The sequence below is a fragment of the Sphaerisporangium sp. NPDC088356 genome (assembly GCF_040685555.1).
Lineage (GTDB): Bacteria > Actinomycetota > Actinomycetes > Streptosporangiales > Streptosporangiaceae > Sphaerisporangium.
In genome coordinates this window covers 1-25,993 of record NZ_JBFBIK010000002.1, presented here as the reverse complement: position 1 = coordinate 25,993, position 25,993 = coordinate 1, and the positions used below count along the sequence as shown (strand labels likewise).

36 protein-coding genes, 1 tRNA gene and 1 pseudogene are annotated in these 25,993 nt (G+C 70.0%); 18 read left to right on the top strand and 20 right to left on the bottom strand.

Going from position 1 to position 25,993, the window contains the following annotated elements:
- Positions 1-8: 8 nt before the first annotated feature.
- From AB0O34_RS01310 to AB0O34_RS01290, 5 genes are all read left to right on the top strand, one after another.
- Positions 9-773 carry a hypothetical protein gene (locus AB0O34_RS01310; RefSeq protein ID WP_363911313.1) on the top strand — a complete coding sequence of 255 codons (765 nt, stop codon included), beginning with the start codon at positions 9-11 and terminating at the stop codon, positions 771-773.
- Positions 773-1,498, top strand: coding sequence for a hypothetical protein (locus AB0O34_RS01305; RefSeq protein ID WP_363911311.1), 726 nt, complete (start codon positions 773-775; stop codon positions 1,496-1,498). The genes AB0O34_RS01310 and AB0O34_RS01305 overlap by 1 nt, the downstream gene beginning before the upstream one ends.
- A gap of 20 nt (positions 1,499-1,518) precedes the next feature.
- Positions 1,519-2,823, top strand: coding sequence for a hypothetical protein (locus tag AB0O34_RS01300; protein WP_363911309.1), 1,305 nt, complete (start codon positions 1,519-1,521; stop codon positions 2,821-2,823).
- Between the two features lie 31 nt (positions 2,824-2,854).
- Positions 2,855-3,553, top strand: coding sequence for a hypothetical protein (locus AB0O34_RS01295; protein WP_363911307.1), 699 nt, complete (start codon positions 2,855-2,857; stop codon positions 3,551-3,553).
- Positions 3,554-3,756: 203 nt separating this feature from the next.
- Entirely contained in the window at positions 3,757-4,686 is a 930-nt protein-coding gene (locus AB0O34_RS01290; protein WP_363911305.1) for a C40 family peptidase, read from the top strand.
- 13 nt (positions 4,687-4,699) lie between these two features.
- Here the strand turns inward: AB0O34_RS01290 and AB0O34_RS01285 are convergent, their stop codons facing one another.
- The gene (locus AB0O34_RS01285) at positions 4,700-5,395 is read right to left on the bottom strand and encodes an MBL fold metallo-hydrolase (RefSeq protein ID WP_363911303.1); all 696 of its coding nucleotides are present in this window, start codon (positions 5,393-5,395) and stop codon (positions 4,700-4,702) included.
- Between the two features lie 162 nt (positions 5,396-5,557).
- Between AB0O34_RS01285 and AB0O34_RS01280 the strand changes: the two genes are divergently transcribed.
- Positions 5,558-5,848: a YiaA/YiaB family inner membrane protein gene (locus AB0O34_RS01280; protein WP_363911301.1), complete on the top strand. Its 291-nt coding sequence runs from the start codon at positions 5,558-5,560 to the stop codon at positions 5,846-5,848.
- Between the two features lie 14 nt (positions 5,849-5,862).
- On the opposite strand, the gene AB0O34_RS01275 is transcribed toward AB0O34_RS01280, so the two are convergent.
- The 5 genes from AB0O34_RS01275 to AB0O34_RS01255 form a co-directional block, all read right to left on the bottom strand.
- Positions 5,863-6,492: a response regulator transcription factor gene (locus AB0O34_RS01275; RefSeq protein ID WP_363911584.1), complete on the bottom strand. Its 630-nt coding sequence runs from the start codon at positions 6,490-6,492 to the stop codon at positions 5,863-5,865.
- A gap of 44 nt (positions 6,493-6,536) precedes the next feature.
- Positions 6,537-7,652 carry a DUF5931 domain-containing protein gene (locus AB0O34_RS01270; RefSeq protein ID WP_363911299.1) on the bottom strand — a complete coding sequence of 372 codons (1,116 nt, stop codon included), beginning with the start codon at positions 7,650-7,652 and terminating at the stop codon, positions 6,537-6,539.
- 421 nt (positions 7,653-8,073) lie between these two features.
- Positions 8,074-8,376 carry an AzlD domain-containing protein gene (locus AB0O34_RS01265; protein WP_363911297.1) on the bottom strand — a complete coding sequence of 101 codons (303 nt, stop codon included), beginning with the start codon at positions 8,374-8,376 and terminating at the stop codon, positions 8,074-8,076.
- Positions 8,373-9,071 carry an AzlC family ABC transporter permease gene (locus AB0O34_RS01260; RefSeq protein WP_363911295.1) on the bottom strand — a complete coding sequence of 233 codons (699 nt, stop codon included), beginning with the start codon at positions 9,069-9,071 and terminating at the stop codon, positions 8,373-8,375. The genes AB0O34_RS01265 and AB0O34_RS01260 overlap by 4 nt, the downstream gene beginning before the upstream one ends.
- 67 nt (positions 9,072-9,138) lie before the next feature.
- Entirely contained in the window at positions 9,139-9,744 is a 606-nt protein-coding gene (locus tag AB0O34_RS01255) for a GNAT family protein (protein ID WP_363911293.1), read from the bottom strand.
- Positions 9,745-9,884: 140 nt separating this feature from the next.
- Here AB0O34_RS01255 and AB0O34_RS01250 point away from each other — a divergent pair, with 140 nt between their 5' ends.
- The 4 genes from AB0O34_RS01250 (at position 9,885) to AB0O34_RS01235 (ending at position 11,496) form a co-directional block, all read left to right on the top strand.
- Complete coding sequence (locus AB0O34_RS01250) at positions 9,885-10,193, top strand: DUF6458 family protein (RefSeq protein WP_363911291.1); 309 nt, start codon at positions 9,885-9,887, stop codon at positions 10,191-10,193.
- Between the two features lie 60 nt (positions 10,194-10,253).
- Entirely contained in the window at positions 10,254-10,646 is a 393-nt protein-coding gene (locus AB0O34_RS01245; RefSeq protein WP_363911289.1) for a ChaB family protein, read from the top strand.
- Between the two features lie 152 nt (positions 10,647-10,798).
- Complete coding sequence (locus AB0O34_RS01240) at positions 10,799-11,230, top strand: hypothetical protein (protein WP_363911287.1); 432 nt, start codon at positions 10,799-10,801, stop codon at positions 11,228-11,230.
- A 2-nt stretch (positions 11,231-11,232) separates the two neighbouring features.
- Entirely contained in the window at positions 11,233-11,496 is a 264-nt protein-coding gene (locus AB0O34_RS01235) for a DUF4235 domain-containing protein (RefSeq protein ID WP_363911285.1), read from the top strand.
- 99 nt (positions 11,497-11,595) lie between these two features.
- Here the strand turns inward: AB0O34_RS01235 and AB0O34_RS01230 are convergent, their stop codons facing one another.
- From AB0O34_RS01230 to AB0O34_RS01215, 4 genes are all read right to left on the bottom strand, one after another.
- The gene (locus AB0O34_RS01230; RefSeq protein WP_363911283.1) at positions 11,596-12,591 is read right to left on the bottom strand and encodes an SDR family oxidoreductase; all 996 of its coding nucleotides are present in this window, start codon (positions 12,589-12,591) and stop codon (positions 11,596-11,598) included.
- A 38-nt stretch (positions 12,592-12,629) separates the two neighbouring features.
- Positions 12,630-12,884 (bottom strand): hypothetical protein, encoded by a 255-nt coding sequence (locus AB0O34_RS01225; RefSeq protein WP_363911281.1) that lies wholly within the window; start codon positions 12,882-12,884, stop codon positions 12,630-12,632.
- A 172-nt stretch (positions 12,885-13,056) separates the two neighbouring features.
- A complete protein-coding gene (locus AB0O34_RS01220; protein WP_363911279.1) occupies positions 13,057-13,953 on the bottom strand; it encodes a glycosyltransferase family 9 protein in 897 nt (298 codons plus the stop codon).
- Positions 13,954-13,984: 31 nt separating this feature from the next.
- Positions 13,985-15,202 (bottom strand): glycosyltransferase, encoded by a 1,218-nt coding sequence (locus AB0O34_RS01215; RefSeq protein WP_363911277.1) that lies wholly within the window; start codon positions 15,200-15,202, stop codon positions 13,985-13,987.
- A 456-nt stretch (positions 15,203-15,658) separates the two neighbouring features.
- Here AB0O34_RS01215 and AB0O34_RS01210 point away from each other — a divergent pair, with 456 nt between their 5' ends.
- Together AB0O34_RS01210 and AB0O34_RS01205 are read left to right on the top strand one after the other, a co-directional pair.
- Positions 15,659-15,955, top strand: coding sequence for a BON domain-containing protein (locus AB0O34_RS01210; RefSeq protein ID WP_363911275.1), 297 nt, complete (start codon positions 15,659-15,661; stop codon positions 15,953-15,955).
- A complete protein-coding gene (locus AB0O34_RS01205) occupies positions 15,952-16,686 on the top strand; it encodes a metallophosphoesterase (protein ID WP_363911273.1) in 735 nt (244 codons plus the stop codon). The genes AB0O34_RS01210 and AB0O34_RS01205 overlap by 4 nt, the downstream gene beginning before the upstream one ends.
- Before the next feature lie 339 nt (positions 16,687-17,025).
- Here AB0O34_RS01205 and AB0O34_RS01200 read toward each other — a convergent pair whose 3' ends face one another.
- From AB0O34_RS01200 to AB0O34_RS01185, 4 genes are all read right to left on the bottom strand, one after another.
- Positions 17,026-17,175 carry a GPGG-motif small membrane protein gene (locus AB0O34_RS01200; RefSeq protein WP_189166679.1) on the bottom strand — a complete coding sequence of 50 codons (150 nt, stop codon included), beginning with the start codon at positions 17,173-17,175 and terminating at the stop codon, positions 17,026-17,028.
- 173 nt (positions 17,176-17,348) lie between these two features.
- Complete coding sequence (locus AB0O34_RS01195) at positions 17,349-17,849, bottom strand: DUF6328 family protein (RefSeq protein ID WP_363911271.1); 501 nt, start codon at positions 17,847-17,849, stop codon at positions 17,349-17,351.
- The gene (locus AB0O34_RS01190; protein ID WP_363911269.1) at positions 17,846-18,094 is read right to left on the bottom strand and encodes a hypothetical protein; all 249 of its coding nucleotides are present in this window, start codon (positions 18,092-18,094) and stop codon (positions 17,846-17,848) included. Before AB0O34_RS01190 ends, AB0O34_RS01195 begins: the two co-directional genes overlap by 4 nt.
- Entirely contained in the window at positions 18,091-18,624 is a 534-nt protein-coding gene (locus AB0O34_RS01185) for a DUF1360 domain-containing protein (protein WP_363911267.1), read from the bottom strand. The genes AB0O34_RS01190 and AB0O34_RS01185 overlap by 4 nt, the downstream gene beginning before the upstream one ends.
- A gap of 122 nt (positions 18,625-18,746) precedes the next feature.
- Between AB0O34_RS01185 and AB0O34_RS01180 the strand changes: the two genes are divergently transcribed.
- Positions 18,747-19,328, top strand: coding sequence for a hypothetical protein (locus AB0O34_RS01180; RefSeq protein WP_363911265.1), 582 nt, complete (start codon positions 18,747-18,749; stop codon positions 19,326-19,328).
- A gap of 126 nt (positions 19,329-19,454) precedes the next feature.
- Here AB0O34_RS01180 and AB0O34_RS01175 read toward each other — a convergent pair whose 3' ends face one another.
- Entirely contained in the window at positions 19,455-19,820 is a 366-nt protein-coding gene (locus AB0O34_RS01175) for a PRC-barrel domain containing protein (RefSeq protein ID WP_363911263.1), read from the bottom strand.
- A gap of 211 nt (positions 19,821-20,031) precedes the next feature.
- Here AB0O34_RS01175 and AB0O34_RS01170 point away from each other — a divergent pair.
- Positions 20,032-20,105, top strand: a tRNA-Lys gene (locus AB0O34_RS01170).
- Positions 20,106-20,234: 129 nt separating this feature from the next.
- Here AB0O34_RS01170 and AB0O34_RS01165 read toward each other — a convergent pair.
- A complete protein-coding gene (locus tag AB0O34_RS01165) occupies positions 20,235-20,708 on the bottom strand; it encodes a CPBP family intramembrane glutamic endopeptidase (protein WP_363911261.1) in 474 nt (157 codons plus the stop codon).
- A 443-nt stretch (positions 20,709-21,151) separates the two neighbouring features.
- Between AB0O34_RS01165 and AB0O34_RS01160 the strand changes: the two genes are divergently transcribed.
- Genes AB0O34_RS01160 through AB0O34_RS01150 form a run of 3 tightly spaced genes read left to right on the top strand, consistent with a single transcriptional unit; the run spans position 21,152 to position 22,825 of the window.
- Complete coding sequence (locus AB0O34_RS01160; RefSeq protein WP_363911259.1) at positions 21,152-21,418, top strand: MEDS domain-containing protein; 267 nt, start codon at positions 21,152-21,154, stop codon at positions 21,416-21,418.
- Positions 21,415-21,876: an STAS domain-containing protein gene (locus AB0O34_RS01155; protein ID WP_363911257.1), complete on the top strand. Its 462-nt coding sequence runs from the start codon at positions 21,415-21,417 to the stop codon at positions 21,874-21,876. The genes AB0O34_RS01160 and AB0O34_RS01155 overlap by 4 nt, the downstream gene beginning before the upstream one ends.
- Positions 21,869-22,825, top strand: a complete 957-nt coding sequence (locus tag AB0O34_RS01150; protein ID WP_363911255.1) for a sensor histidine kinase — start codon at positions 21,869-21,871, stop codon at positions 22,823-22,825. The genes AB0O34_RS01155 and AB0O34_RS01150 overlap by 8 nt, the downstream gene beginning before the upstream one ends.
- A gap of 8 nt (positions 22,826-22,833) precedes the next feature.
- Here AB0O34_RS01150 and AB0O34_RS01145 read toward each other — a convergent pair whose 3' ends face one another.
- The 3 genes from AB0O34_RS01145 to AB0O34_RS01135 all read right to left on the bottom strand — a co-directional run bounded on the left by AB0O34_RS01145 (position 22,834) and on the right by AB0O34_RS01135 (position 24,425).
- A complete protein-coding gene (locus AB0O34_RS01145; RefSeq protein WP_363911253.1) occupies positions 22,834-23,166 on the bottom strand; it encodes an isoamylase early set domain-containing protein in 333 nt (110 codons plus the stop codon).
- A 190-nt stretch (positions 23,167-23,356) separates the two neighbouring features.
- Positions 23,357-23,710 carry an STAS domain-containing protein gene (locus AB0O34_RS01140; RefSeq protein ID WP_363911251.1) on the bottom strand — a complete coding sequence of 118 codons (354 nt, stop codon included), beginning with the start codon at positions 23,708-23,710 and terminating at the stop codon, positions 23,357-23,359.
- A 298-nt stretch (positions 23,711-24,008) separates the two neighbouring features.
- Entirely contained in the window at positions 24,009-24,425 is a 417-nt protein-coding gene (locus AB0O34_RS01135) for an NAD-dependent epimerase/dehydratase family protein (protein ID WP_363911249.1), read from the bottom strand.
- Positions 24,426-24,489: 64 nt separating this feature from the next.
- On the opposite strand from AB0O34_RS01135, the gene AB0O34_RS01130 reads away from it, so the two are divergent.
- Positions 24,490-25,743 (top strand): iron-containing redox enzyme family protein, encoded by a 1,254-nt coding sequence (locus tag AB0O34_RS01130; RefSeq protein WP_363911247.1) that lies wholly within the window; start codon positions 24,490-24,492, stop codon positions 25,741-25,743.
- Here the strand turns inward: AB0O34_RS01130 and AB0O34_RS01125 are convergent.
- Positions 25,707-25,829, bottom strand: a pseudogene (locus tag AB0O34_RS01125) (hypothetical protein); the annotation flags it as partial. The gene AB0O34_RS01130 and the pseudogene AB0O34_RS01125 overlap by 37 nt on opposite strands.
- Between the last annotated feature and the right edge of the window lie 164 nt (positions 25,830-25,993).

The following is a 25,993-nucleotide window of genomic DNA, read 5'->3' as shown; positions in this document are numbered from 1 at the left end:
ATCCCGGGATGCCGGCACCGTGGTCACGGGCGGTCAGGTTCTTCTGGGCGGCTCATGCAGGACGCCGGGACGGCCGTCTCGGCGTTCCCTACGATCACCACGCCACAGGGTCGGGGCACCCCGACGGCAATCGCTGGACGAAGTTCATCGGGACCGTGGCGGCCGACAGCGCCTGCCGTCGCGCCCGGGTCATGAAGGCGTTCATCCACGACACGCGGCAGGAAGAAGGGGCCCTGCTGGTGACGGCTGGCAGGGTCAACGACCTCACGCGCGGGGCACGCGATCTCCGGTCCCCCGCGTCCCCGGCTGCTTCAGGGTCCCCCTCGGGCCCGGCGGCAGGCTCCTCGTACCCGCTCTCGCTCGCCGACGTGATCGCGGCCCGGCGTGAGAGCGCCCTCGGCGGCCGGCGGCAGGCCCTCGACGCCGAGCTCGCCGCGGCGCGACAGGCGCTGGCGGAGAGGCTGTCCGTCTACGAGGCGGCCGTACGGCAGATGCGTACGAACATGAACGAGGTGGCGTGGTGGGCCAACCACCTGGTCGCCCACTACCACCAGGCGCTGGACCGTTCCTACCTGGCCGGAAAGAAGAGGGAGGGCGACGCGGGCGCCCGGCTTCCGCACTGGGAACCCGCCAAGATCGAGCCGGACGAGTCGGAGGAGCGACTGGTGATGTCGGGCGACCTGCTCAGCCTCCTTCCGCCCAAGGTCCGCGAGGTCGTGGAAGAGGCGCTGGGCCACATCGGCACCCCCGCCGGCGAAGGCGGTGCCGCCTGATGCCCGGAATCCGGATGATGATGGGCGCGCTGCTCGCCGGCTCCGCCTGCCTCACGGCCGGCTGCGCGCAGGCGCAGGCACAGCCGGTGCGCTCGTGCGGCCTCGTGGTGGACGCGACCTCCTTCAGCCGCAACACCGACGTGCCCGCGAAGATCAAATCGGGTGTCCCGAAGTTCCTCGACGGCTGCGACCGCGTCGCCTTCAACGTCATCAGCGGTTCGGTCGGCGCGTCTGACTGCCGTCAGGCCCCGATGGACCTCGTGGCCGGGCCCAGGGACAATCCGCAGGGCAATCCCAACAAGGCCGCCCAGATCAGCGCGCAGCGCAGGCTCGCCGCGGTGAAGACGATGAACGACCTCCTCGCGTGCGCGCGCGCCGAGACGGCCACCCAGACCGGTTCCGACGTGTTCGGCGCGCTGGTCGACATCGCCCGCCAGACCAGCCCGCTCGACAGCTCCGCCAGGCTCCTGGTGATCAGCGACATGGCCCAGCGCACCAAGGAGCTGGACCTCTACAAGGCGCGAATAGACACCCCGGCGAGCCGGCTCGCGATCATCTCGCGCCTCCAGCGGGACAACCGGCTGCCCAAACTCACCGGCGTGCACGTCACGATCATCGGCTTCGGCATCAGGGTGACCTCCGAGGTCGTACGCCAGCAGCAGATCAGGGACTTCTGGGACCTGGTGTTCGTCAAGGCCGGCGCCCTGCCGGTGACCTACCTCTAGGCCTTGGAAAGGACGGACCAGTGGGCCAGAACCAGCGGCGGGCGCTCTGGTGGCGTATCAAGCCCTACTTCAGCCAGGGTGAGCGGCCTGACTCCCTCGACCTCGAACTGGAGATGGAGGAGGACCCGTACGGAGGGCCCGTCCTCGGGCGGCGGCTCCCTGAGAAGGAGCTCAAGCGGCTGTGCGACGAGGCGCGGAAGAGCGGCGACCACGACGGCAGGTCGGGGATGTACGACGAGTGGAGCCTGTCGACGGGAAGCAGGCCGCCCTACCTGATGACGCTGGAGGCCATGCGTGAGGAGACCCTCTCCGAGGAGCGGGTCAGCTCGCTACGGGACCTCCAGCGCCTGGAGGAGCGCATCGCGGCCACGAAGCAGGATCTGAAGAAGTGCGAGGAGCGGTCCAGCCGTACGGAACGCGAGCTGGACGGGCTCACGGCCCAGGAGAAGGAGATCCAGAGCCTTCTCAGCGGCCACGGGGCGCAAGCCGGCACGGGCGACCGGGAGCACGACGGGACCAAGGGGACCACGGCGCCCGCCCACCCGGGTCACCGGTGGGCCGAGCCCACCCGGAGCCTCAGGCGCCGCCTGCTCCTCGGCGTGCTGCGGGTCGCGGTGCTCGCCCTGTTCGCCGCGGTCGAACTACCGATCCAGTACGCCACGTTCCTGTTCTTCGGTGAGAGCCCGGAGATGACCTGGGCCTTCGTCATCGGCACGACGGGCGCGATGCTCGTGGCCCCGCACCTGGCGGGGGGATGGACAAGGCGCATGAGCATCGAGGGCTGGCGGTCGCCGCTGCTGCCGGGCACCCTGGTCGTCCTGCTCGGCTGGTCCGTCGGGGTGTGCCTGCTCGCCTTCCTGCGTACGGCCGTGCTGTTCGCGCCCACCGTCGACTCGGCCACCCTGGAGACGGTCAAGTCGACGATCGACACGCTCGACCTCGGCAGGGTCCCGGTGACGGTGCTGTTCACCGCGCTGCTCACGCTCAGCGGGGTGGTGACGTTCACCTTCGGGTATCTCGGCGAGAACCCGTACGCCGCGAAGCTGGCCGACATCCAGCGCGAGCGCAGGAAGCTGGAGAAGGTCCTCGCGACGCTGGAAGGGCGGAAGAACCGCGACGAGTACCTGGTCAGCCTCACAGAGACCCGGATCGAGCGGCATTCGGAACGCTGGGAGGCGTGGATCGCCGCACGAGGCAAGCCGTATGAGGTGGGCGCCGCCGTCTACCTGCGAGCGGTCGCCGACGCCATGAGGAACCCGGCGTTCACCGAGTCGGCGAGCCGGTGGCTCGGTGAGCACGCCAGGCCGAAGCAGGCCGCCGACTAGCGACGTCACCGAGAACCACTTGGAGCGCTCCGTGGACGGTGTCCGCGTGTCCCTGGCCGGCATGGGGTTCGGCCTGATCATCGCCGGGTGCCTGGGCACCCCGGTCAGGCTCTCGAAGATCACCCAGGTGACGGTTCTCACCTCTGAACAGCGTGTCCTGGTGGCCGCCATCGGCCTGGTCACCGTGCTCCTCATGCTGGGGACCAAGCGGCTCTTCAGACCCCTGCGCCTGCGCCACCTGACCGCCCTGCTGTTCAGCACCCTCGTGGGGGCCGCGGTGGCCTTCTCGGCGGGCGCCCTGGTGTTCCCCGCGCTCGCGGGGCCGGCGAGGAGCCGCCACGACGACCGCGAAGGCGAGTGGAGGGGCTTTCTCGACTACCCGGAGAGCGGCGGGCACTCCGTCCACGTGCGCGTCGACTCCGTCGAGCGCTCGCACGTGGTGTCCGGCCGGCTGGTGATCCGGCTCAGCAACGGGAAGTGCGTCTTCGTCCTCAGGGACTCCGAGATCACCCCTGGAAGGGCCATGTCGATGGACTTCCAGCGCGCCCCGGGAGACGAGGCCTGCGCCGCCGAGGACGGCGCCGAGCTGCGCATGGAGGTGATCGAGCCCGGTCTGAGGATGAAGCTCGACGTGGTCACCGACGAGGAGGACGTCATCGCCACCGGGGTGGTGACCAGGACTCCGGACGCGCGTTCACCGCCCGGCGGCCGATTCCCTTACCGTCCCTGATTCCTTTCCCCTTCGGTGAACCGCTCGCCGCCGTGGCCCGTACCTGCTGGTGCGAATCGCCGTGGCCGGTCCGTCGATGTCGTGGCGGCCGGGCCACGGTGCGGTTGATCAGGGAAGGGATCCTCGTGCCCGTGCGCAGCGTCCGGAAGCGACTCGTTCCGGCGGTCGCCGGGCCGGCCGTCGCCATGTCTCTGACGTTTCTGATGTTTCTGACGGCCCAGGGGAGCGCCGCGGCCGAGCCGCGTCCCACCGTCGCACAGGCCAAGGCCAGGCTCGAGAAGCTCCAGGACCAGGCCGACAAGATGGTCGAGCGCTACAACACCGTCGCCGAGCGCTACAAGACCGCCAAGAAGAAGTACGGCCTGCTCGACCAGGAGCTCGACCGCGAGCGGAGCAAGGTCGACTCGCTGCGGGAGAACGTCGTCTCGACCGCCTCGAACATGTACCAGTACGGCGGCATGATGAGCTTGCCGGGGCTCATCTCGCAGGACGACCCGGCGGGCCTGCTGTCCGGGCTGGCCGTGGCCGACCAGGTGTCGGCGGGGCAGGCCCGCACCCTGGAGGCGTTCGACGCCGCCACGCGCGGGCTGCGGACGCGGCGGGCCAAGGCCAAGACCGCGTACGACGACATGTCCAAGATCCTGGTCGATGTCGGCAAGGAGAAGAAGCAGGTGGAGAAGCTCGTCGGCGAGCAGGAACGCCTGCTGCGGCGGCTCAACCAGTTCAACGCGGGCGACCCGAACAGCCGGGGCATCAAGTACGACGGCGCGGCGTCCGGCAACGCCAAGGTGGCACTGCAGTTCGCCTACGCGCAGGTGGGCAAGCCGTACCGCTGGGGCGCCACCGGGCCGAGCTCCTACGACTGCTCCGGCTTCGCCCAGGCGGCCTGGGCCAAGGCCGGGGTCAAGCTGCCGCGCACCACCTACCAGCAGTGGGCGTGGGGCGCCTCCCGGCGGGTGTCGCTGAACGCGCTGCGGCCCGGTGACCTGCTCTTCAGCAACGGGCTCGGTCACATGGGCATCTACGCGGGCGACGGCAAGATGGTGCACGCCCCGCGTACCGGCGACGTGGTCAAGGTCGTCGCGCTGGACTCCTACTGGCGCGGCCGCCTGGCGGGCGCCGTGCGCCCCTGACACTCGGCCGGGATCAGGTGAAGTTGCGCGATACGGCCGTGAGGGTGGCGGGGACGTCGGTGGTGATCGGCCGGCCGTGGCCGACGCACGCGAGGGTCGTGTCGAGCTTGGCCAGGGCGCGGAACGACTCCATCGTCTTGGCGCGGTCGAGGTTGAAGACCCCGAGCATCACCTGCCCGTCGACGTGGGCCACGGTGTCGCCCGTGAACAGCACCCCGGACGCGGGCAGGTGGATCGCGATGCTGCCATCGGTGTGGCCGGGGGTCGCGATCACGCGGGCGCCGCCGCCGAAGTCGATGACGTCACCGTCTTCGAGCTCGCGGTCGACAGGGCAGGGCGGCGCGGGTGGCAGGCCGGTGGCGACCTGCGCGTGCAGCTCGCGCTCCCAATCGTGGAAGTTGGGCGGCCGGCCGCGGACCACGCCCCGGATCACCGGCGCCTCGAGCCGGTGGGCCATGACGCTCACCCCGCCCCACGCCCTGACCTCGGCCGCCGAACCGGTGTGGTCCTCGTGGAAGTGGGTCACCACCACGCGGGTGAGCTCACGCCTGTCGAACCCGAGCGTGCCGATGGCCTCGGCGATGTCGGCCCCGGAGCCCGCGATGCCGGTGTCGATGAGCGTGAGCGAGCCGGCGTCCCGCCAGAGGTAGGCCTGCCCGAACCTCGGCTGGAGCATGTAGAGCTCGGGACGAAGCTGGGTGATCTCCATATGCGCACCCTAGGCCGCTGGTCACCGCACGCGGCACCCCTTTCGCCCGCAGCGCAGCGACGCGGGCGAAGCGCGGTCCCGGGAACGCGCGGGCAAGTACTCAGGGGAGATCCGGTACGCGTACTCAGGCGCCTGGGCCGCCCACGGAGGAGCATCGAAACCATGACGAAGCCCCTGCACCCCACCACGACCGGCGCTTACTACGCCCAATGCGTCATCTCCTTCGGGATCGCGCTCGCCGGCATCGCGATCGGCATCGCCTACATTCCCGTCGACCCCTGGGTCCGCGCGTTCCTGGCCGTCGCCGTGCTCTACACGGTGACGTCGGCCTTCGTGCTCGCCAAGTGCGTGCGCGACCGGCAGGAGGTCGGCAACATGGCGAGCCGCGTCGACCAGGCGCGCCTCGACAGGCTCCTCGCCGAGCACGACCCTTACAAGGTCGACGGCCTGTGAAGTCGCGGGCGCCGTCAGGTCTCGTCGAGGCCGCGTTCGATCGCGTAGCGGACCAGCTCGACGCGGTTGTGAAGCCGCAGCTTGTTGAGGGTGTTCTGCACGTGGTTCTGCACGGTGCGGTGCGAGAGCACCAGCCGCTCGGCGATCTGTTTGTAGGAGAGCCCCTTGGCGACCAGGCGCAGCACCTCGGTCTCGCGGTCGGTCAGGCGCGGGCCGTCGTCGGCGGGGGTCTGGACCGCGAGGCGGCGGTATTCACCGAGCACGAGCCCCGCGAGGCCGGGGGTGAACACCGGCTCGCCCTCGGCCGTGCGGCGCACGGCGTCGAGGAACTCCTCCTTGCCGGCCGACTTGACCAGGTAGCCCGAGGCGCCCGCCTTGACCGCCTCGAGCACGTCCTCCTGCTCAGCACTCGCCGACAGCACCAGGACGCGGGGCGGGTGCTCGCAGGCCGCGAGCCCTCTGGCGACCTCCACTCCGGGCAGGTCGGGAAGCCTCAGGTCGAGGATCACCACGTCGGGCCGTACGGCGGCGGCGACGCGGAGGGCCTGGCGCCCCTCACCCGTGGTCGCGACCACGTCGTAGGCGGCCTCGCCGAGGTCGCGGGCGAGGGAGTCCCGCCACATCGGGTGGTCGTCCACCACCATCACCCGCAGAGCGTTCACACCGGTAACTGTAGGTCGGCCGGGGCCTAAGCGGGAGCGGGGACGGTCAGCTCGACCTCGGTGCCCTGGCCCGGAACGGAGATGAAGCCTGCCGTGCCGCCGAGGTTGGCCACGCGCCCTCGGATCGACTGCGCGACGCCGAGCCTGCCCTCGGCCTCCGCCTCCGCGAGACGCCCCGCGGGGATGCCGGGGCCGTCGTCGCGGACGGTGACGGTCACCGACTCGGCGTCCCCCTCGGCGAACACCCAGGCCCGGGTGCCCTCCTCGCAATGCCGGCGCACGTTGTCGAGCGCCGCGCCCACGGCCGCGGCCACCTCCCGCGCCTGCTCCGCCCGCAGCAGAAGGGGCGTCGCGGGCGTGGACACGGTCACCGTGGCCGAACCGTACCTGCGCAGCAGGGCGCCGACGTCGGTGAGCCCGGCGTCCTCGTACCTCGCCGAGACCGGCTCGCCGCGGATCATCTCCCGCAGGGCCGCCTCCTGCCCCCCGGCCAGCCGTCCCAGCTCGGCGGCCTCCCCGCCGATCTCCAGCCCGCGACGCTGTACCAGGGCCAGCACCTGAAGGACGGAGTCGTGGATGCCCCGGGCCAGCCGCTCGCGCTCGCGGCCGGCCGCCTCCATCTCGACCGCCCGCTGGAGCCGTTCCTCGGCCTGCTTGGTGAGCCGGGCGACGTGGCCCACCACGGCTCCGGCGAGGATCAGCAGCACGGCCCCACTGGCGGGGACGAAGAGGTCGAACGCGCGCAGGCCGCGCAGCCACAGGTCGCCCAGCGACAGGATGATCGCCGCCACGACCCCCGCGCGGCGCCCGCCGTACACGGCCCAGGCGAGCACGGGGCCGCCGATCCAGGTGGCGGTGACCGGCATGACCCCGGCGGGACCCGCGCCCGAGCCCTGGACGTACGGCGAGGCGAGCAGGCAGCCCATCGTGACGAGCAAGTCGATCACGAGGAGGGCCCTGCCGCGGGCGACCGAGTAGGCGAACGTCGTGGCCGCGGTCCAGAGGGCCATGACACCGATGACGAGCCACCCGAGGGCGGGCCGCTGGTAGCCTCCGGCGCCCGCGAGCAACAGCGCTGCGTAAGCGAGCGAGGCGATGCGGTAGACCGCGATGGCGCGCCAGAAGGACCCTTCTATCTCCATGCGTCCCCATCGCGATCGTCGGGGCGTATTCCGGTGAGTCAACTGTAGGCATACGAGCAGCCGCCGGCCCCGTCTTCGCCTAGCCTTTGAGGTCTGCGTAGCAGGTCACACGCCCGCGACGCGGCTTGCTTTCTGGGGAGAAGCGAGTGTTCTGGGAGAAAAGAGGTCATATCGCGGCTACGCTCGATTCATGGTCAGGCAGCAGACAGCGGTAGTACCGGTAGACCCAGAAAACCCTGGCACCTGCCTATGCGGGCATCCAGCCGACTACGTGATCGAGACGAGCTGGTTCTCCGGCAGGCGTTCCCGGGACCCGGTGTGCGAGCCGCACGTCGACGAGGTGGTCCGGGGCATCGCGAAGAAGAACGCGGTGCGGAACGGCGGCACCTAGATCCAGGTGACTCCGGGGGTGCGCTTCGGTTCACCCAAGGAGGCGTAACACGGCGGTGGTCGCGACGGCCACCGCCACGACTATCAGGAACGGCGCGCGGAACAGCAGCGCGATCACGGCCGCGCCGAGCCCCGCGGCGCGAGCGTCCAGGGTGATGTGGTGGCCCCCTGTGAACGTCTGGGTGGCGATGAGGGCGCTCAACAGCCCCACGGGTAGCAGTGCGGCGATCCGGCGTGTGCGTTCGTCCCGCAGGATCCGCTCCGGCACCGACAGCCCGGCGAGCTTGAACAGGTAGCAGCCCACGCTCGCGGCGATCACGGCGTACCAGATCATGGGGTCTCCTCCTCAGGGCCGGAAATGGCCGGGGATACCGGCGGTTCCGCCTTCTTCGACGGCAGGAGCAGCGCCAGGACCCCCACCACCAGGGCGGACAGCAGCACGGGAACGCCCGCAGGCAGCAGCGGCGCGGCGATCAGGGCGGTCGCGGCGGCGAGCAGGGCCGCCATCCACGGACGCCCCGCACGCATGCGCGGCGCCAGCAGGGCCAGGAACGCGGCGGGCGCGGCCACGTCCATGCCGAGCACCTCGGGGCCGGGCAGGACCTGGGCGCCGAGCGCGCCGAGCAGGTTGCCAAGGCCCCACAGCGTGTACAAGGCCACGCCGGTCGCCCAGAATCCGAGCCGCCCGGCCCGTTCGGTCTCGCGGCCGACGGCCATCGCGGTGGTCTCGTCGATGACCAGCTGCGCGGCCAGGGCCTTGCGTGCGCCCCTGACGTTCAGCAGCGAGGCCAGGCGCAGGCCGTACAGCGCGTTGCGGCTGCCGAGCAGGACCGCGACGGCGGCACCGGCGAACGGGTTGCCACCGGAGCCGATCACCCCGGCGATCGCGAACTGCGACGCGCCCGTGAACATCAGCAGCGACAGCGCTAACGTCTGAAGAATGGACAGCCCCGCGGCCGAGCAGATCGCACCGCAGGACACGGCGTACGCCCCGCTGGTCAGGGCGATCCCGGCCGCGTCGCGGAGCACCGACGCGCGAGTGGCGGGCCACCCGGGGTCGGCCGGTCGGGGCCGGCCGGGGGGCTGGAGGGAAGGATCAGTGCGTTTCAGCGGGGGAGTCCTCACGGGTGGGCCGCCGGACCGGCGGGTGGCCGCGGTGGATGTTCCAGTCGGGGGCGAGGACGGACATCACGATGGCGTCGTGCCACTCCCCGTCCCAGCGCAGGGCGTCTCTCAGGACGCCTTCCTTGACGAAGCCGACCTTCTCGTACACGTGATGCGCCCGAGCGTTGAAGGCGAACACCTCAAGGCTCACCCGGTGGAGCCCCACGGTCTCGAACGCGTGGGCAAGGACCAGGCGGGTGGCCTCGGTGCCGTATCCCTTGCCGTACACGCGCGGGCCCACCAGGGCGATGCGCAGGTTGCAGGACATGTTGGCGGTGTCGAGCTCGTTGAGCACGATCTCGCCGACGTAGGAGCCGTCGGCCGCGTCGCAGATCGCCAGGTCGAGCCGGTCGCCGTGCTCGGCCCGGGTGGCGTACCAGAGCCTGGTGGCCTCCTGGTTGAACCCCCCGTGCGAGCCGGTGAGCCGCCGGGTCTCGGGGTCGCGCACGAGCTCCCACAGGCCGTCGGCATGCTCCGGGCCGGCGGGGCGCAGTACGACGCGCTTGCCGGTGAAGGTCGGTTTATCGCTGAACGTCACGGAAGAGTGCGTACCACCGACGTGTCTGCCTGGGCAAACGGAATACGCCGGGTACGGCGTGGCGAGATCCGGCGGGCCTCGGACGTTTGAGACCCGTGTGAGGGAAAGAAGGGGGTGCGAGGAGCGAAGGAGGCATTTCCATGACCATAGCCGGAAGCATCTTCCTGATCATGCTCGGCGCCATCCTGACGTGGGCCGTCGAGTTCGACCTCGCGGGCGTCGACATCAACGTCGTCGGCGTGATTCTCATGCTCGGTGGTATCGCCGGACTGCTGTTCGGCATCTGGCGGCTCACCAACATGCGAAGGACGACCGCCGTCACCCGCACGACTCCCGTGAGCCCTGTCAGCCCGGTCAGCCCTGTCAGCCCGGTCAGCCCTGTCAGCCCGGTCGACGGCACGCGCACCCAGGTGTACGAGGAGCGGCGTTACGACGACCCGATGGTCTGACCCGGCGGAGCCCGGTGGCGGCCACGTGGCCACCAGCGGTTCTTCGAGGAGGTATCAGTCATGCCTGGAAAGCAGGAGCTCCCATCGACCATTGAGCGCTCCCCGAAAAAGGCACAGGAAACATGGATCAAAGCGCATGACTCAGCCGTGCGGACGTACGGAGAGGGCGAAAGGGCCCACCGCACCGCGTTCGCCGCGCTGAAGCATTCGTTCGAGAAGGTCGGCGACCATTGGGAGCCGAAGGCCCAGAAGGGCCCCTCCGATGCCCAGGCCGCGCGCGGCACGCCGGCACGGGGTGAGACCGCCGAGGGCGTCGACGCCAACGCCAGCAAGGAACACCTGTACAAGGTCGCCGCCCGGCTGGGTGTCGAAGGCCGGTCGAAGATGGACAAGAGCGAGCTTGTCGAGGCCATCAAGAAGGCGAATCGCAGGGCCACCGCGAAAGCCAGGTGACCTGTGGCCGAACAGGCTTCCACGGCGTTCATCGGCCGGTCCGGCTCAAGCCGGGCCGGCCTTCTCGCGTGTGCCCATCCGCGCCGGTGGGCGGAAACTCGTTAGAGCCTTTCCTGTAGGGGTAGCGGGGTGCCATGGCAAAGGAGGACACGATGGCGGATATGACGGGCCCGGCGCAGGACGCGCTGACCGAGGCGAAGAAGAGCACGGGCGACCTGGCGGTCAAGGCCGGCGACAAGGCAGGGGACCTGGCTTCCAAAGCCGGGGACAAGGCCGGAGAGCTGGCCTCCAAGGCGGGCGGCAAGGCAGGGGACCTGGCCTCCAAGGCCGGGGACAAGGCGGGCGACCTCGCGGCCAAGGCGAGCGACAAGGCCGGTGACCTGGCCGAGATCGCCGGGAGCAAGGCGACCGAGCTGGCGGGCAAGGCGGGCGACCTCGCCGAGAAGGCCCGCTCCAACATGCCCCCCGAGGTGAAGGACGCGGCCGACAAGGTCGTCACCCAGGCCAAGAACCGCCCGTGGGTCACCGCCGCGGTGGCCGCCGGCGCCCTGGTCCTGTGGAGGATCCTGCGGAGGAAGAAGTAATCGTGAAGAAGCTTGCCTACAGGTCGGCGGGCGCGCTGTCCGGCATGGCCGGCGGCTTCCTCTCCGGCCTGATCTTCAAGCAGGTCTGGAAGCTGGTGGCCGGCAAGAGCGACGCCCCCGAGGCCACGTCCAAGCAGTACGGCTGGAGTGAGGTTCTGATCGCCGCCGCGGTCCAGGGCGCGATCTTCGGGGTCGTGAAGGCCGCCATCGACCGCGCGAGCGCGGAAGGCATCCAGAACGCCACAGGGGAGTGGCCGGGGAAGTGACGCCATCCGGCAGAAGGTCCCCCCTGAGAGCCTGGAACCACCCCGCATAGCGAGAGGGCGACGGAATCGAATCCGTCGCCCTCCTTCGTGTCCCGGCCCTCAGCGGCGGGCGGCCAGCACGGCCAGGGCCGCCGCGGCGGCGCCGCCCACGCCGGCGGCGACCAGGTTGCGGTGCTGCGACAGCCACACCTGGACGCTGCGGTCCTTGGAACGCTCGTCGAAGCCGCCGTGGGCGCCGTAGTCGCGGTTCTCGTCCGCGGGCTCCCACAGGTTCGCCACGCCGCTCGGCTTGTCTTCGGTCTGCTGGGAGTCGACGCCCGTCTTGCCGAGGTAGCGGTCGATCAGCCCGGCGGCGAACTTCTCGCCGATGATCGTCGCCGCGGTGCTGCCGCCCACCCAGTACTCCCGCCGGGACGGGTGCTCGGCGGCGTACACGATCGCCTGCGCGGCCACCTCGGGCTGGAAGATCGGCGGCACGGGCTGGGGGTGGCGGCGCAGCCGCGAGAGCACCCAGTCGAACTGCGGGGTGTTCACCGCGGGAAGCTGCACCATGGTGATCTTCACATCGCTGCCCTCGTTGAGCAGCTCGGTGCGGACCGACTCGGTGAACCCCTTCATCGCGTGCTTGGCACCGCAGTAGGCCGCCTGGAGCGGGATGCCGCGGTAGGCCAGGGCGGAACCGGTCTGCACGATGACGCCCCGGTTCCTCGGGCGCATCCGGAGCAGCGCGGCCCGGGTGCCCCACACGTAGCCGAGGTAGGAGACCTTGGTGGTGCGCTCGTACTCCGCCGGCTCGATCTCGGTGAACGGCGCGAACACCGAGGAGAACGCCACGTTGATCCACACGTCGATGGGGCCGAGCTCTTTCTCGACGCGGTCGGCGGCGGCGTCCACCTGCTCGTGGTCGGCCACGTCCGCGGGGAAGACCTTGGCGGTCCCGCCCTCGCCTCCCACCTCGGTGGCGGCGGCCGCGAGGCCGGTCTCTCCCCGCGCGATGAGGGCGACCTTCGCGCCCTTCTCTCCGAGCATCCGTACCACAGCACGACCGACGCCACCGCTGGCGCCGGTCACCACTACGACCTTGCCGCTTAACACGTTCTCCCCTTTCAGCCGGTGGACTGGAGCGCGCCGGTTCAGCCCGTCGACCGCGGTCCGCCGCCGAGGCGGCGCTGGCGCCGGACGGCGAGGACGACGTCCACGATGGCGATCACGGCGATGACGCCGAGGGCCACGGCCAGCAACGTGGCCTTGGCCACCAGCGCCAGCACTCCCAGCGCCACCGCGAGGAACAGTACGAACGACGCAAGACGTATGTGGATGACGTCCCTCGGGGTTCCCGTCACCATGGGCTTACCGGTCGAAGACCGCTGTTCTGGAGTTTCGCTCATTACCGGCCCCCCTTTCCGCTGAACATTCCCCGTACCCGACAGATCCGACGTCATGCGCGCTCCTGCTGGTAGGTGACAGGAGCCGGTCGGTGAAGCACGTCCTCTGCCTCCTGATGGTGGATACCGCTCCTTCCCCCGCTACCGTTCAAAAGCCCGTCCAAACCCAGCCCGCTCAGGCAACGGAGACCGAGAGCACCTCGCGGCCGGCCGCCACCACCTCTTCGACGGTCACCGCCCGGGGATCGGCGCCGCGCGCGAGGGCCCGGTGCCACGGCCTGTCCGCGGGCGGTCCCCACCGGGCGGGCGAGCCGGGGCCGAAAACCACCACCGACGGGGTGCCGTACGCCGTCGCCAGGTGGGCCACCCCGGTGTCCGCGCTGACCACCAGGCCCGCCCCGGCGACCAGGGCGGCGAGCTCCTTCAGGGACGTACGGCCGGCGAGCACGCTGGTCGGCGCCAGCTTGGCCTGGGCCGCGACGAGCAGGGCCAGGGGGCGCTCGCGCCGGCTCCCGGTCACGACGACGCGCAGCCCCTCGGCGACCATGGCCCTCGCCACCTCGGCGAAACGCTCGGGCGGCCAGCGCCTCGCCGTCTCCCGGGCCCCCGGATGGATCACCACGGCTCCAGGCGCCGGGTTGTGGCAGAGCGGGACGGGAAGGGCCAGGTCGCCGGGGTCGACGCGCGAGCCGTACCACTTGACGAGCCGGCACCAGCGCTCCACCTCGTGCTCGTGCTCGTGCCAGCGCGGTCCCTTCAGCCGGGGCAGGGCAGGGTTGGCGTACGCCCACAACCGCCTCGGCCGCAGTTCCATCATCAGCCGGTGGCTCCTCGGCCCGCGCCCGTGCATGTTCACCGCCAGGTCGGGCCGCCGGCCGTTCCAGGTGAGCCCGTCCAGGCCGCGTGTGGGCAGCAGGCCCTCGACCGCGCCGGTGAGAATCGCCAGGTCGTTCAGTTCGGGGGGCGCGGCGAGAACGACGTTCAGGCCGCCGCGGCGCAGCGCCCGCAGTGCCGGCACGGCGGTGAGCAGCTCACCGATGCCGAGCGCTCTCAGTACCAGCGCGATGCTCATGGCCTCGAGCCCTCCCGGACCAGAGGGGGGTTCACGACGCCTTACTTCCGACGGGGATGCGTCCGCGAGCCTCCAGGACCTCCTCGTAGACGGCGCAGGTCTCGGCGGCGATCCGGGGCCAGTCGTACCGTGCGCGGGCCCGCTCGGCGCCCGCGACCCCGTACGCCGTGCGCAGATCGTGGTCCCCCAGCAGGGTGTTGAGGGCCGTGGCGAGCGATCTCGGGTCGCGCGGTGGGACCAGGGTGCCGGTCAGGCCGTCGACGACGGTCTCGCACTGGCCGCCGACGGAGGAGGCGATCACCGGCAGCCCGCAGGCCATGGCCTCCAGGGTGACCATGCCGAACGGCTCGTACCAGGGCACGCAGACGGCCAGGTCGGCGGAGCGCATGAGCGCCGGGACGTTCTCGTGGGAGACCTGGCCGACGAAGCGCACCCGGGCCGCGACCCCCGCCTCGGACGCGATGCGGCGCAGCCGCGTCACCTCGGGATCGTGATCCATGTCGTGGGCGGGCGGCCCTCCGGCGACGACCAGCTCGGCTCCGGGGACCAGGCGCATGGCCTCGATGACGGTGTCGACGCCCTTGCGGGGCACCAGCCGCCCGATCGACAGCACGCGCGGGCCGTGCGGGCGGGGCGCGACGGGCCCGGACGGCCCGAACTCCGCGCAGTCGACGCCGCAGGGCACCACCTGGACCGACCGGCGGGGAGCGTCCATCCGGATCAGCTCGTCTGCCTCGTCACCGCACGTGGCGATGATCCGGTCGACGCCCCGGGCGATGACGGTCTCCGCCTTGAGGCGTTCGTTCGGGCTGGAGTCGTTGGTCCCCTGGTGGCGCCGCTTCACCACGCCGAGGGCGTGGAAGGTGTGGACCACGGGGATCCCGGGATCGCGGGCGGCGGCCAGGGCCGCGAGGCCGCTCATCCAGAAGTGGCTGTGGACGACGTCCGGCGGCTGGAACATCCAGCGCTGCCGCAGCCAGTGCCCGAAGTCGGGCACCCACGGCAGGATCGCGTCCTTGGGGATCCTGGCCGGCGGTCCCGCGGGGACGTGGACCACGGACACGCCGGGGGCGAACGCCACCTCTTCGGCGATCTCCGCGCTCTCCCTGCGGGTGTAGACGGTCACCTCGTGGCCCCTGTCGGCCAGCCCGCGGGCGAGGGCCGCGACGTGGACGTTCTGGCCGCCTGAGTCCACGCCTCCGGCGATGGCGAGGGGGCTCGCGTGCTCGGACACCATTGCTATCTTCACCGGGTCTCCTCCAGTTCGGCGATCCCTGCTGACTTCCTGGCTCGGATGCGCGGAGCTCAGGGGAGCGCCCGAAGTCGGGCTGGTCGATGCCTGATGGCCTCGTGGAGCATGCGCTGGTCACCTGGCGCGGCACGGATCACGAACATCGGCACGGATACGAGCGGCGGCACCGATACGAGCGTCGGCACGGATCACGGGCAAGGGCGGATCGCGACACCGTACGGAAGGCGACCGCGGTCACGAGGTGCACGGGGGGCAGGGTGCACAGGCTGGGGGATCGTGATGACCCGCATGCGCTTCCCATCCGGCCATGGACCGGGTGGAGAGCGCCTGCGTCCTACACACTTGTCGTTAACGCGCTGTTCTATCCTGAGATCGAAGGACCAAACCTCCCCGGTTTCGCGGCCGGTACGACGGGCAGGGCGAGACCTGTACTCGATCGGAGGGGGGTAGACGATGTCCTACGAGGCTCAGCACGACGTCGCTTCGCATCACGACGCTCCGCACTACGACGCTCCCCACTACGTCGCCGCCCGCGTGCAGCGGGCGCTCGCGGAGGACGACCGCACCTACGAGCTGGGGATACGCGTCGAAATCCGCGGTGACCAGCTCTTCCTGGGCGGCCAGGTGGAGTCGCGCGAGCGCCGGCTCCTCGTGGCCGATGTGGCGGCTGAGACCGCGCCCGGCCTGAAGGTCCACAACGAGGTCACCGTGGTCGAGGTAAGGGAGCCGGGAGAGGAGGAGACCCTGTGAAGATCAGAGTCGCCGCCGTCGGCGACGTCCACCTGGGTGAGGACATCCGGGGGAGGTACCGGCGGAGGCTGGACGGCATCGAGGAGCGGGCGGACGTCCTGCTACTCGCGGGGGACCTGACCCGTCACGGCACCCCCGAGGAGGGCAGGGTCGTGGCCGAGGAGTTCCGCGACCTGCCGGTTCCCGTGGTCGCCGTGCTCGGCAACCACGACTACCAGTCCGACGCCGAGGACGAGATCGTCGCTCTGCTCCGCGACGCCGGGATACGCGTCCTGCAGGACGACTCCACGGTGATCGAGTGCGGGGACGTACGACTCGGCGTGGCGGGCGGCAAGGGCTTCGGCGGCGGGTTCGCGGGTAAGTGCGCGAGCGAGTTCGGCGAGCCACAGATGAAGGCCTTGGTCCGGCACACCAGGGAGATCGCCGAGCTGTGGCACAAGGCGCTCAAGGGCCTGGACACCGACCACAAAGTGGTGCTCAGCCACTACTCGCCGGTCAAGGAGACCCTCGCGGGCGAGCCGCTGGAGATCTACCCCTTCCTCGGCAGCTACCTGCTCGCCGAGGCCGTCGACGCCGAGGGCGCCGATCTGTTCATCCACGGACACGCGCATGCCGGTGTCGAGAAGGGCGTGACGCCCGGTGGCGTCCGCGTCCGCAACGTGGCGCTGCCCGTGCTCAGCAGGGCGTACGCCGTCTACTGCCTTGGCGGTGAGGACCCCGAGATCTGCTGAGACGTCCTGATGTGCCTGCTCTTCCCGCCCCGCCTAGGGTTTCTCCTGGGCGGGGCGAAGGGTTTCACGGGCCGGCGGACGGTCTGAGAGCACGGTTCGATCCCTCGGAACGCATTGTTCTTCAGGGAAGGGGCCGCATGGTCAGGGGCGGTTCAGCCAGGGGACGGCTGACCGCTGAGGTCTGTTGTCTTTTGATGTCTTCTTTTCTCGAGCACTCGTTTCGACCGGGTCGATCGAGCCGGGCCCCTTGTGGAACCCGCGAACTCGGGGCCGCGGCGGCGGGCCGGGTAGGCCGGTCCGCCGCTTGCGCGTCCAACTTCGCCTCTTCTTTCAGGTGCTTTATGGATGGAAGATGCTGACGCCACCGGGGCCGACGAGAAGGCCGACGACGATGAGGACGATCCCCCAGAGGAGGTCGCGACGGGCCAGGATGACGTAGATCCCGGCGATGACGAGAACGACGGCGATGAGCCAAAGAAGTGTACCCATGGGCATCCCTCTGCCCTGACAAATGCCTCATTAACGTGTTTGCGCATCAACTCTTGCTATCGGGGGATTAATGTTCAAGCAACAGCCAACCGCGGGGCTGACCGGCGCAAACGTCTGGGCGCCTCCCACGTCGCCCGACGTGTGAGGCGCCCGAAGATCGCGGCCGCCGGCTCTCAGGCCTCCTGGGCACCGTCCCGCCCGCGCCACCGCGAGACGAGCGGCTCCACGAACCACAGCCAGCCGCTCAGCCCCGCCACCCCTCCCGCCAGCAGCGCCGCCGGCAGGATGCCGAGGAAGGCCTCCACGACCAGCCCGGTCGAGCACGTCATGGAGATGGCGAGCGCGATCCCTCCCACCACGCCGAGCCGGTTGGCGCGGTGGAGCATGAGCTCCTTCAACTGGGTGCGGAAAAGAATGCGGTGCTGTGTCGCCGGGGCGATGAGGCAAATGGAGGCGATGGCGGCGCTCAGCATGGCGACGTAGAAGAGCCACCGCCCTGCCTGGTCGACCTTTCCGAAACCTGTGGAGAAGGGCAGGGTGAGAAGGAAGGCGAAAAGCACCTGCACGCCCGTCGCCGCCACCCGTAACCCCTGGAGGAGTTCGCCGAGCTCACGGTCGACCCGTTCTTTGTGGCTCTCATCGGACTCGGGTCCGGCCACGTCACTCAGCGTCATCCGTACTTCCTGATCCTCTCGCGCCGGTGGGCGCGCACCATGCGCCGTACGGTGAACAGAGCGCCCGCCAGTGCCGCGTAGGCCAGGATTCCGAGGAGCATGGTCAGCCAGACGGCCCCCGCCATGCCCGCCACCACGCTGAGAAGGGTGCACGCGACCAGCCCCAGCGCGGCTATTCCGAACCACTTGCCGTAAGGGTTCTGCTGGAACGCCTTGAGCGAGGTGCTGAGGGAGATCTCGGTCATGACTCCTCCTCGGGCGGCTCCTCGGTGGACTTCATCAGTCGTGCGTACCCGAACTGTAACCAGTCGGAGACGGCGACGGCGGACATGGTGGCCCCGGCGATGCGGGTGACTCCGGGAGCGAAGACCATGCCGGCGGCATAGGCCGTGGCGACCCACTGCGCGACGCAGAAGGGGCAGGTCACGAGCTCGCCGACGGCATGCTTGATGCCGTGGCCGCGAACCTCCTCCCTCAGTTCGGCAGGTCCGCTCACCCCGGCGTAGCGTGTGAAGGGTGCCCGGAACGGGCTCGTGACCGGGTCCTTCGTGATCGTCCGGGAGAGTCGGTGTGTGCTCAGCCCCATGAGGAACAGGTCCATCGGGGAGATCCGCTCTGGTGCCCTGGCGCCCGTCAGCCTGCCGAGGGCGAGCAGGCCCGCCACCGCGCCGCCGTAGACGCCGAGAACGCGCAGGTACGATCCAAGCGGCCGATCTGCTCCGTTCTCGTAGGCCCGTCCCTCCTTACGAAGTGTGCTCGTGAATATGTTGGTCATAGGGCGCCGCCTACCCTTCCCCGGCACGACCATGCGCCGTGTTTTCCGGTGCACAAGGCGGGTAGTTGTGATCTTCAGCCTGCGCTCGTTGGGGGTGAGCCTTGGGGAGTCACACGCATGAGGTGACCGACGCGATCATCGACACGTTGAAGCGCGCCGGGTCCGTGCTCAAAGCCGAGGGAGTGCGGTTCGCGCTCGCCGGAGGCTGTGCGGCCTACGCCCGCGGAGCGGCCCCTTCGCTGCACGATGTCGACTTCGTGCTGGTCGAGGAGGACGTGCCTCGCACGCTGGAGATGCTCAGGCAGGTCGGGTTCCGCACGGCCAAGCCGCCGGAGGACTGGCTGGTCAAGGCGTTCGACGAGGGTGACAGGCTGGTCGACCTGATCTTCAGGATCGAGGAGCGCCCGATCACCCCTGAGATGATCGCCAGAGCCGACATGATCAATACGGCGGCGCTGAACCTGCCCGTGCTCGACGCGACCGACCTCGTCATCTCGTGGATCCTGCCGATGTCGGAGCACAGCTGCGACTACGGGTCGATGCTGCCGCAGGTCCGCGCGCTCAGGGAGCAGGTCGACTGGGACCGGGTCGCCGTCGTCGCATCGGTCTCCCCGTACGCCTCGACGTTCCTGACCCTGCTCGACCGGCTCGGTGTGGCCTGCCCGAAGCCCCCGCCAGAGAACGCCGACACTCACTGGCCCTGAGCCTCGAACCGGGCCCGCCCCGCACGCGGCCCCGCTCTGTTCGCGCACAGGCCTGATGCGCCTGGAACGGCGGAAGGCCGCGCCTTGGCGGCGCGGCCTTCGCTCGTTTCCTGGGCGGGTGATGGCCTAGACGGTGCCCGGCCCGAAGGGGAAGCGGCCGTAGTAGTCGCCCACCTGGCTGCGGTACGCGGGCTCCTTGAACGCGGCCTCGTCGAACTCCGGCGAGTCCTTGATCTCCTGCTTGGTGCGGCTGAGGAAGACCTTCTTCTCCTGCGGGTCGATCTGCGTGACCGTACTCGCGGGAAGCATGACCTTCTTGCCGAAGATCCAGGGGCCGGTGTCGACGATCAGGTAGCTCTCGCCCACCTCGTACGTGGCCTCGTCCACCGAACCGATCTTCCCGTCCGTGGCCTCGACGTGGTATCCGACCACGTCGAAGTTCTGGTTGGTGCCGGTGACGGTCGGGCTGTAACTCCAAAGATCCTGCTGCATGTTCGCGTTCTCCCTTCGATTGACTTCGTCGGGACTCTCCGCTCTACCCGCTCACTCCGCGCCAAACGTCGTCACGTGGATACGACGGCCTTGCCAGACGGTAAGCCCGGCCACCGACCGGCACGATCGTGGGGAGTCACGCCTGGTGGACGGCGCAGCCGGGCAGATGTCACAGCCACCCCGTTTGTACCGCTAACCTGGACGTGGTCGCGCGCCGCTAGCTCAGTTGGTTAGAGCAGCTGACTCTTAATCAGCGGGTCCGGGGTTCGAGTCCCTGGCGGCGCACTACGGTACACACCGATGACCTGGGCATCCTCCACGCGGCGGGGGTGCCCATAGTCATTTTCGGCCCTGCGGGTTCTTCGGTCGTTACCGCGTCTCCTGCGCTCCGGTGGGACTGCTCCTGCTTCTCGCTCAGATGGTGTCCACTCGCGCGGGACGCCCCGCCCGGATCGGCCAGAAGCGGTAGAGCAGCACGACGAGCAGCGCGAGCAGTGCCCAGCCGACCAGCCCGGTCAGGCCGGCGACCACCACGTTGGGCTCAGCCTTGGCATCGCCGAGCAGCAGAATGGCGGGAGCCGAGGCGTTCATGGCGCCATGCCCGACAACGGCCGGCCAGACGCTGTTCGAACGCAGGCGCAGCCAGCCCAGCACGAGACCCCCAAGGATGCAGAATCCGGTGAAGTAGGCCCCCGCCCACGGCCCGAGGACCGGGTAGTTGTAGCCGAGCAGCGTGAGCGGGCTGTGCCACAGGCCCCAGGCCACGCCGGACAACGGCAACGCGATCAGCGGGCCGTGCGAGTCGGTCAGGGCGGGCAGCAACCAGCCGCGCCAGGCCCATTCCTCTCCGAGCGAGGGCACCGCGTTGAGCACCGGACCGACTAGCACTGCCGCGACAATTTGCGAGGTCGCCAGCGTTCCCAGGTCGCTCGGAAGGGGTGTGCCGCCCTGCAGCAGGATCGCTGTTCCCCCTCGTGGTGTTGCTCGCGGTGGTCCTGTACGGCGTGCTCCTGGCCAGGAGCGGCCACGCTCTTTCCTGGCCTGACCGCGGGCACCTTCATCGGACCGCAAGGCACGTCGTACTGGCTGGCCGGCCGCACCAGGCCGTCGCTCAGGCTGGAGCTGAGCGACGGGCCGCTGAACCGAATCGTGGTACAGGTCGGCGACGACCCCAACGCCCTCGCGGTACGCATCAGGAACCTGGTTCGGGACCGTTAGATCGCGAGCTCTCGACTTGGTGTCCGCCAGCGTCTTGGCCGCGTCCGAGGCCGTCTCCACCGGGTGCGGTGGTGCCGGTGCGGGAAGCCGGTGCCGGTCGGCATCAGTGCGGAGTGTTCGACTCGGATTCCGCGCGCAGGAGGATGACGGCCGAGGCCGTACGGGCGGCGAGCGGCCGGCTCGCGGTGTCCGCCGCCGCAGGGACCTACCTCTCCGGCGGTGCGTTCGCCCCCGGCCGCATGGTCGCGGTGCTGCGCGACGCGGTGGACCGCGCGGTGGCCGACGGCTACGACGGCATGTACGTTATCGGCGAGATGTCCTGGTCAGCTCCTGGTGACGCCCCGGGGCGGAGCGGCTGGGCGAGTACGAGACGGCGGTGAACGAGGTGTGCGCGACGCGCCCGGTGACGGGTCTGTGCCAGTACGACCGCCGTGACTTGGACGTAAGAAGGCTCACCGAGTCCGTGGGTCTGCACCCGAAGGTGGTGAGCACTCCGATGGTCTTCGAAACAGGACTGCTGCGCATCGTCGCGGTGCCCTGTGGCAGCGGCGCCGAGCAGCAGGTCTGGTTGCGGCTGAGCGGCGAGGCCGACGCCTCCTCCGGCGACGCGCTCGAACAGGCCCTGGTTTTGGCCGGAGCGTCTGGGACAGGGGATGTCCATGTCGACCTGGCGGACATGCGTTTCATCGACGTGCGTGCGGCACGCCAGTTCACCCAGGCCGCGCGTGGCCTGCCATCAGATCGCAGGCTCGTGCTCCACAACGCGCCCGATGTGGTGCGTCGCTTGATCGGGCTGTGCTGGCCCGCGCTGACCGGTTTGGAGGTGGCGAATGTCTGAGACCGCTGAGGCTCCCTCCAAGCTCGCCCACCTGGCGATGTTCTACTCCGGCACCGACGAGTATCTGGCCGGGGTGCTGGGCTTCCTGCGCGACGGGCCGGCCCGTGAGCAGCCCGCCTTCGTCGCCGTTCCCGGCCACAAGCTCGGCGTGATCCGCGACGGGCTGAACGGTCAGGCCGGCCGGGTGGCCTTCGCTGACATGAACGAAATGGGCCGCAATCCCGCCTGGATCATTCCCAAGGTGGCCGCGTTCCTCGACGCCCACGCGGGCCAGGCGGTGCGCTACGTCGGAGAGCCGATCTGGGCGACGCGCACGGAGGCGGAGATCCAGGAGGCCACGCGGCACGAGGCACTGATCAACCTGGTCTTCGCCGACCGCGCGGCGGCCATCCTGTGCCCGTACGACACCGCCCGGCTGGACGCCGGGACGCTCGCCAATGCCGAGCACACGCATCCGACCCTGGTGAGCGGGGGAGCCGAGCGGGCGAGCGCGGCGTATCGCGGCGGGGCCCTGTTCCCCGACGAATGCGACCTGCCACTGCCCCCCGTCCCGGCCGACGCCGTGAGCCTGTCCTACCGCGACGACCTCGCCGCCGTGCGGGCCGTGGCCGCCGAGCACGCCCGGCGCGGCGGCCTCGGCGGCGGTCGTACCGACGAGCTCGTCTTCCTGGTCAACGAGCTGGCGACCAACACCCTGGATCACACCCAGGCCCACGGCACCCTGCACATCTGGCACACCCGTGAAGAGATCATCGTCCAGGTGCGGGACCGCGGCCACATCGCCGACCCGCTCGCGGGCCGCCGCCGCCCGCCCGCTAACGCCGATCACGGCCACGGCCACGGCCTGTGGCTGGCCCATCAGCTCGGCGATCTGGTCGAGCTGCGCACCGGCCCATCCGGCACCACCATCAGAGTGCACGTGGGAGTGCCGGAGCCGCTCAGCCGGTGACGCCCCGGTCAGCTCGCGGAGACGGCGGTGGTCCTGCCGTTGACGTTCGAGATGTCCGCCGGCGCCGGGTCGATGTGGCCGCCGTCGCGGTCGTGGCGATCGGCGTCGGCGTCGTCGAACCACATTCCTCCGTCGCCCAGGTAGCGGAAGCAGATGGACCGGTCGGCGGGGACGGTGATCGTCACCCGGTAGAGGTCGTCTTCCGGCCGCATCGGGTGGGCGTAGGGATCCCAGTCGTTGAAGTCACCCACGAGGGAGAGGCCGGCCGGGGCCTGGTCGACCGGCACGGTGAAGGTGAACTCGACAAGCCCGTTCTTGGACGGCCTACCACGGTTGATCATCGTATGTCCTCCAGTAGCCGGTCATGTCCGCGACAAGAGAACGTACAAAGGGCCATCTGACCTGGCAGTGTCGCGGAAAGCCGCCCCCCGGGCAGCCGTATTTGCGTCCTACCCGTGGCCGTCATGGGGGATTCCCGGGCGTGTGCCAAGCGCAGCCATGGATTCGCTCTGCCCCCGGCAGGCGACCAGGCTAGTGGTAGGCGGGCACGAAGCCGTCCGCGCCGTCGGGCCGGAAGTCGGTCGTCTGAAGTACCTCACACAGCCGGGTCACCTCGAGCACGCGATGGAGGAAACCATGCACTCCGCTCAGCCGGAGGGAGCCACCGGCCCTGTCCGCCGCCGCATGGCCTTCCATGAGGGCGTCCACGCCGGTCACATCGCAGAAGTCCAGGGCGGACGTGTCGACCACGAGGGTCGTGTGGCCGTTTCTTACGAGATCGTCGAGGATCCCGGCCAGGAGGCCGGCCGTCGCGAGGTCAAGGTCGCCCGCGAGCCTGAGCACGGTGACCGGCGGATGGTGCGAAACCGAAATGATTAATTGCATGGCTATCTATGCGCCTTCATTGGGATTTGGGAGCTATATCCCAAAACACGCTACCCGTCGCCGTCTCTTCGATGGGTAACGTCAAGGCCCGCAGCTCACCGTGCGACATCATGCTGTTCCAGGAGAAATTCACGTCGCAGGCAAGTGCGCAAAGAACGCCCAACTGAGCGAGGTCCCGCCGTCAGGAAGGGGCGAGCGTCAGGGGCGTCGCCCTACCCCGGTGGCAAGCTCGCGGACGCGCCCGCGTGCCCCACGGGTGGTTCCGCGGCGAGGTTGAACGGCCCGGAAACGGGGCGGGTCACGGCCAGGCGGTAGGCCTCCCCGGCGTCGTCGGAGTGCAGGGCCTGGATCCGCAGGCACCCGGCCAGCCGTGGGTCGGCCAGCTCTCGTCCACCGCCTCCTCGCCGGGGCCTGGCGAGTACGCGCCCACGGAGGAGGCGTGCACCAGGGCGGGCACCCCCGCCGCCGCGACGGCGCGGAACACCCGCATACCCCCGAGGACGTTGGCCCGCCAGGTGACCACGGGGTCGTGGGTCGGCTGGAACAGCCACGCCAGGTTCACGACGGCGTCCGCGCCGGAGAAGATCTCCGTGAGGTCGGCCGTGACGACATCGGCCGTGCGCCACTCGGTCTTGCCGGGTCGCAGGCCCGGCGACCGCCTGGCCACTCCCACGATCGAGGTGACCGCCGGATCGTCCTCCAGTGCGGAGATCACGCTCGTCCCGACGTTCCCCGTCGCGCCCACCACAATGACTCGCATAAGGAGACGGTTGCCCTCCGTGCTCATACCGAAACGCTCCGGGCACCTCAGGGCGGCGTTTCGCCGGCCGGTGGCCGGGCAGCGCAACCTGCCGAGACTCTGCGAAGTGCCGTGCCTTCCCGACCTGGAGTATCCGATGCGGTTGCCCCTTTCCCGAGGTCCGATCACCTCGTACCTCTTCGAACGGCTGATCCGGCCGGCGCACGAGATCGATCCCCTGCCCGTCTCGCCGGTGGACGCGCCCCTTCACGACGACGATCTGCAGCTCGCGCTGTTCGTCTGCTACGAGCTGCACTACCAGGGCATCGACGGCGTGGACGAGAGTTGGGAGTGGAATCCCTCGCTGCTGGCCGCGCGGGCGAAGCTGGAGCGGTGCTTCGAGGAGGGCCTGGCGCGTGCCGTGCCGCGCCCGCCCGCCGTACCCGCGACGAGCCTGCGCAGGGCCCTGATAGAGCTGGTGACCGCCGCCGACGACGGCCCTTCGCTTTCGTCCTTCATCCAGCGCGAGGCCGACCTCGGCCAGTTCCGTGAGTTCGTCACACACCGGTCGATCTACCACCTCAAGGAGGCCGACCCGCACACCTGGGCGATCCCGCGGTTGCGCGGCGGACCCAAGGCCGCCCTGGTGGAGATCCAGGCCGACGAGTACGGCGGGGGCCGCGCCGAGCGGATGCACTCGGAGCTGTTCCGGGCCACCATGCGCGGTCTGGAACTGGACGACTCCTACGGCGCCCACCTCGACCGCGTGCCCGCGATCACCCTGGCCGTCTCCAACGTCATGTCGCTGTTCGGCCTGCACCGCAGATGGCGCGGCGCCCTGCTCGGCCACCTGGCGGCACTGGAGATGACCTCATCCCTGCCCAACATGAAGTACGGCCGGGGGCTGCGGCGGCTCGGGGGCGACGCGGCGGCCACCCGCTTCTACGACGAGCACGTGCAGGCCGACGCCGCCCACGAGCAGATCGCCGTCCACGACATGTGCGGCGGCTTCGCGATCGCCAACCCGTCCCTGACCGGCGACATCCTCTACGGCGCCGCATGCGCGACGACGGTCGAACGGCTCTTCGCCGAGCACGTCATCAGCCGCTGGCGAGGCGGGGCCTCCTCGCTGGTGAGGGGCGGCCGGCCAGGTCACGCCGGGGCGTCGGGCTCGCTCGGCGCCTTGAAGCCGGTCACCTTGTGCGAGCCGTCGCAGAAGGGTTTGGTGGACGACCGGCCGCAACGGCACAGCGCGACCGTCGCCCTGCCCGGGTCGATGGGACGCCCGTCCTGAGTCGTCAACGCGAACGGCCCACGTATGAGAAGCGGACCATCCTCACACGGTGTGACCGTGACCGGGTCCTCACTTCGCTGCGGCATGCCTCAATCTTGCCCGGCCGCACGAAAGCAAACGTCCTGCCCCACCAGGTGGGGAAATCGTCGCCCAGGCCGGCTGGGAGCCGCCGGACGTTCCATCCCCGTGGCACCGCTCATCGAATCCTTTCAGCGTGGAGACCCCGGCCTTCAGGCCGGGGAGGAAACGC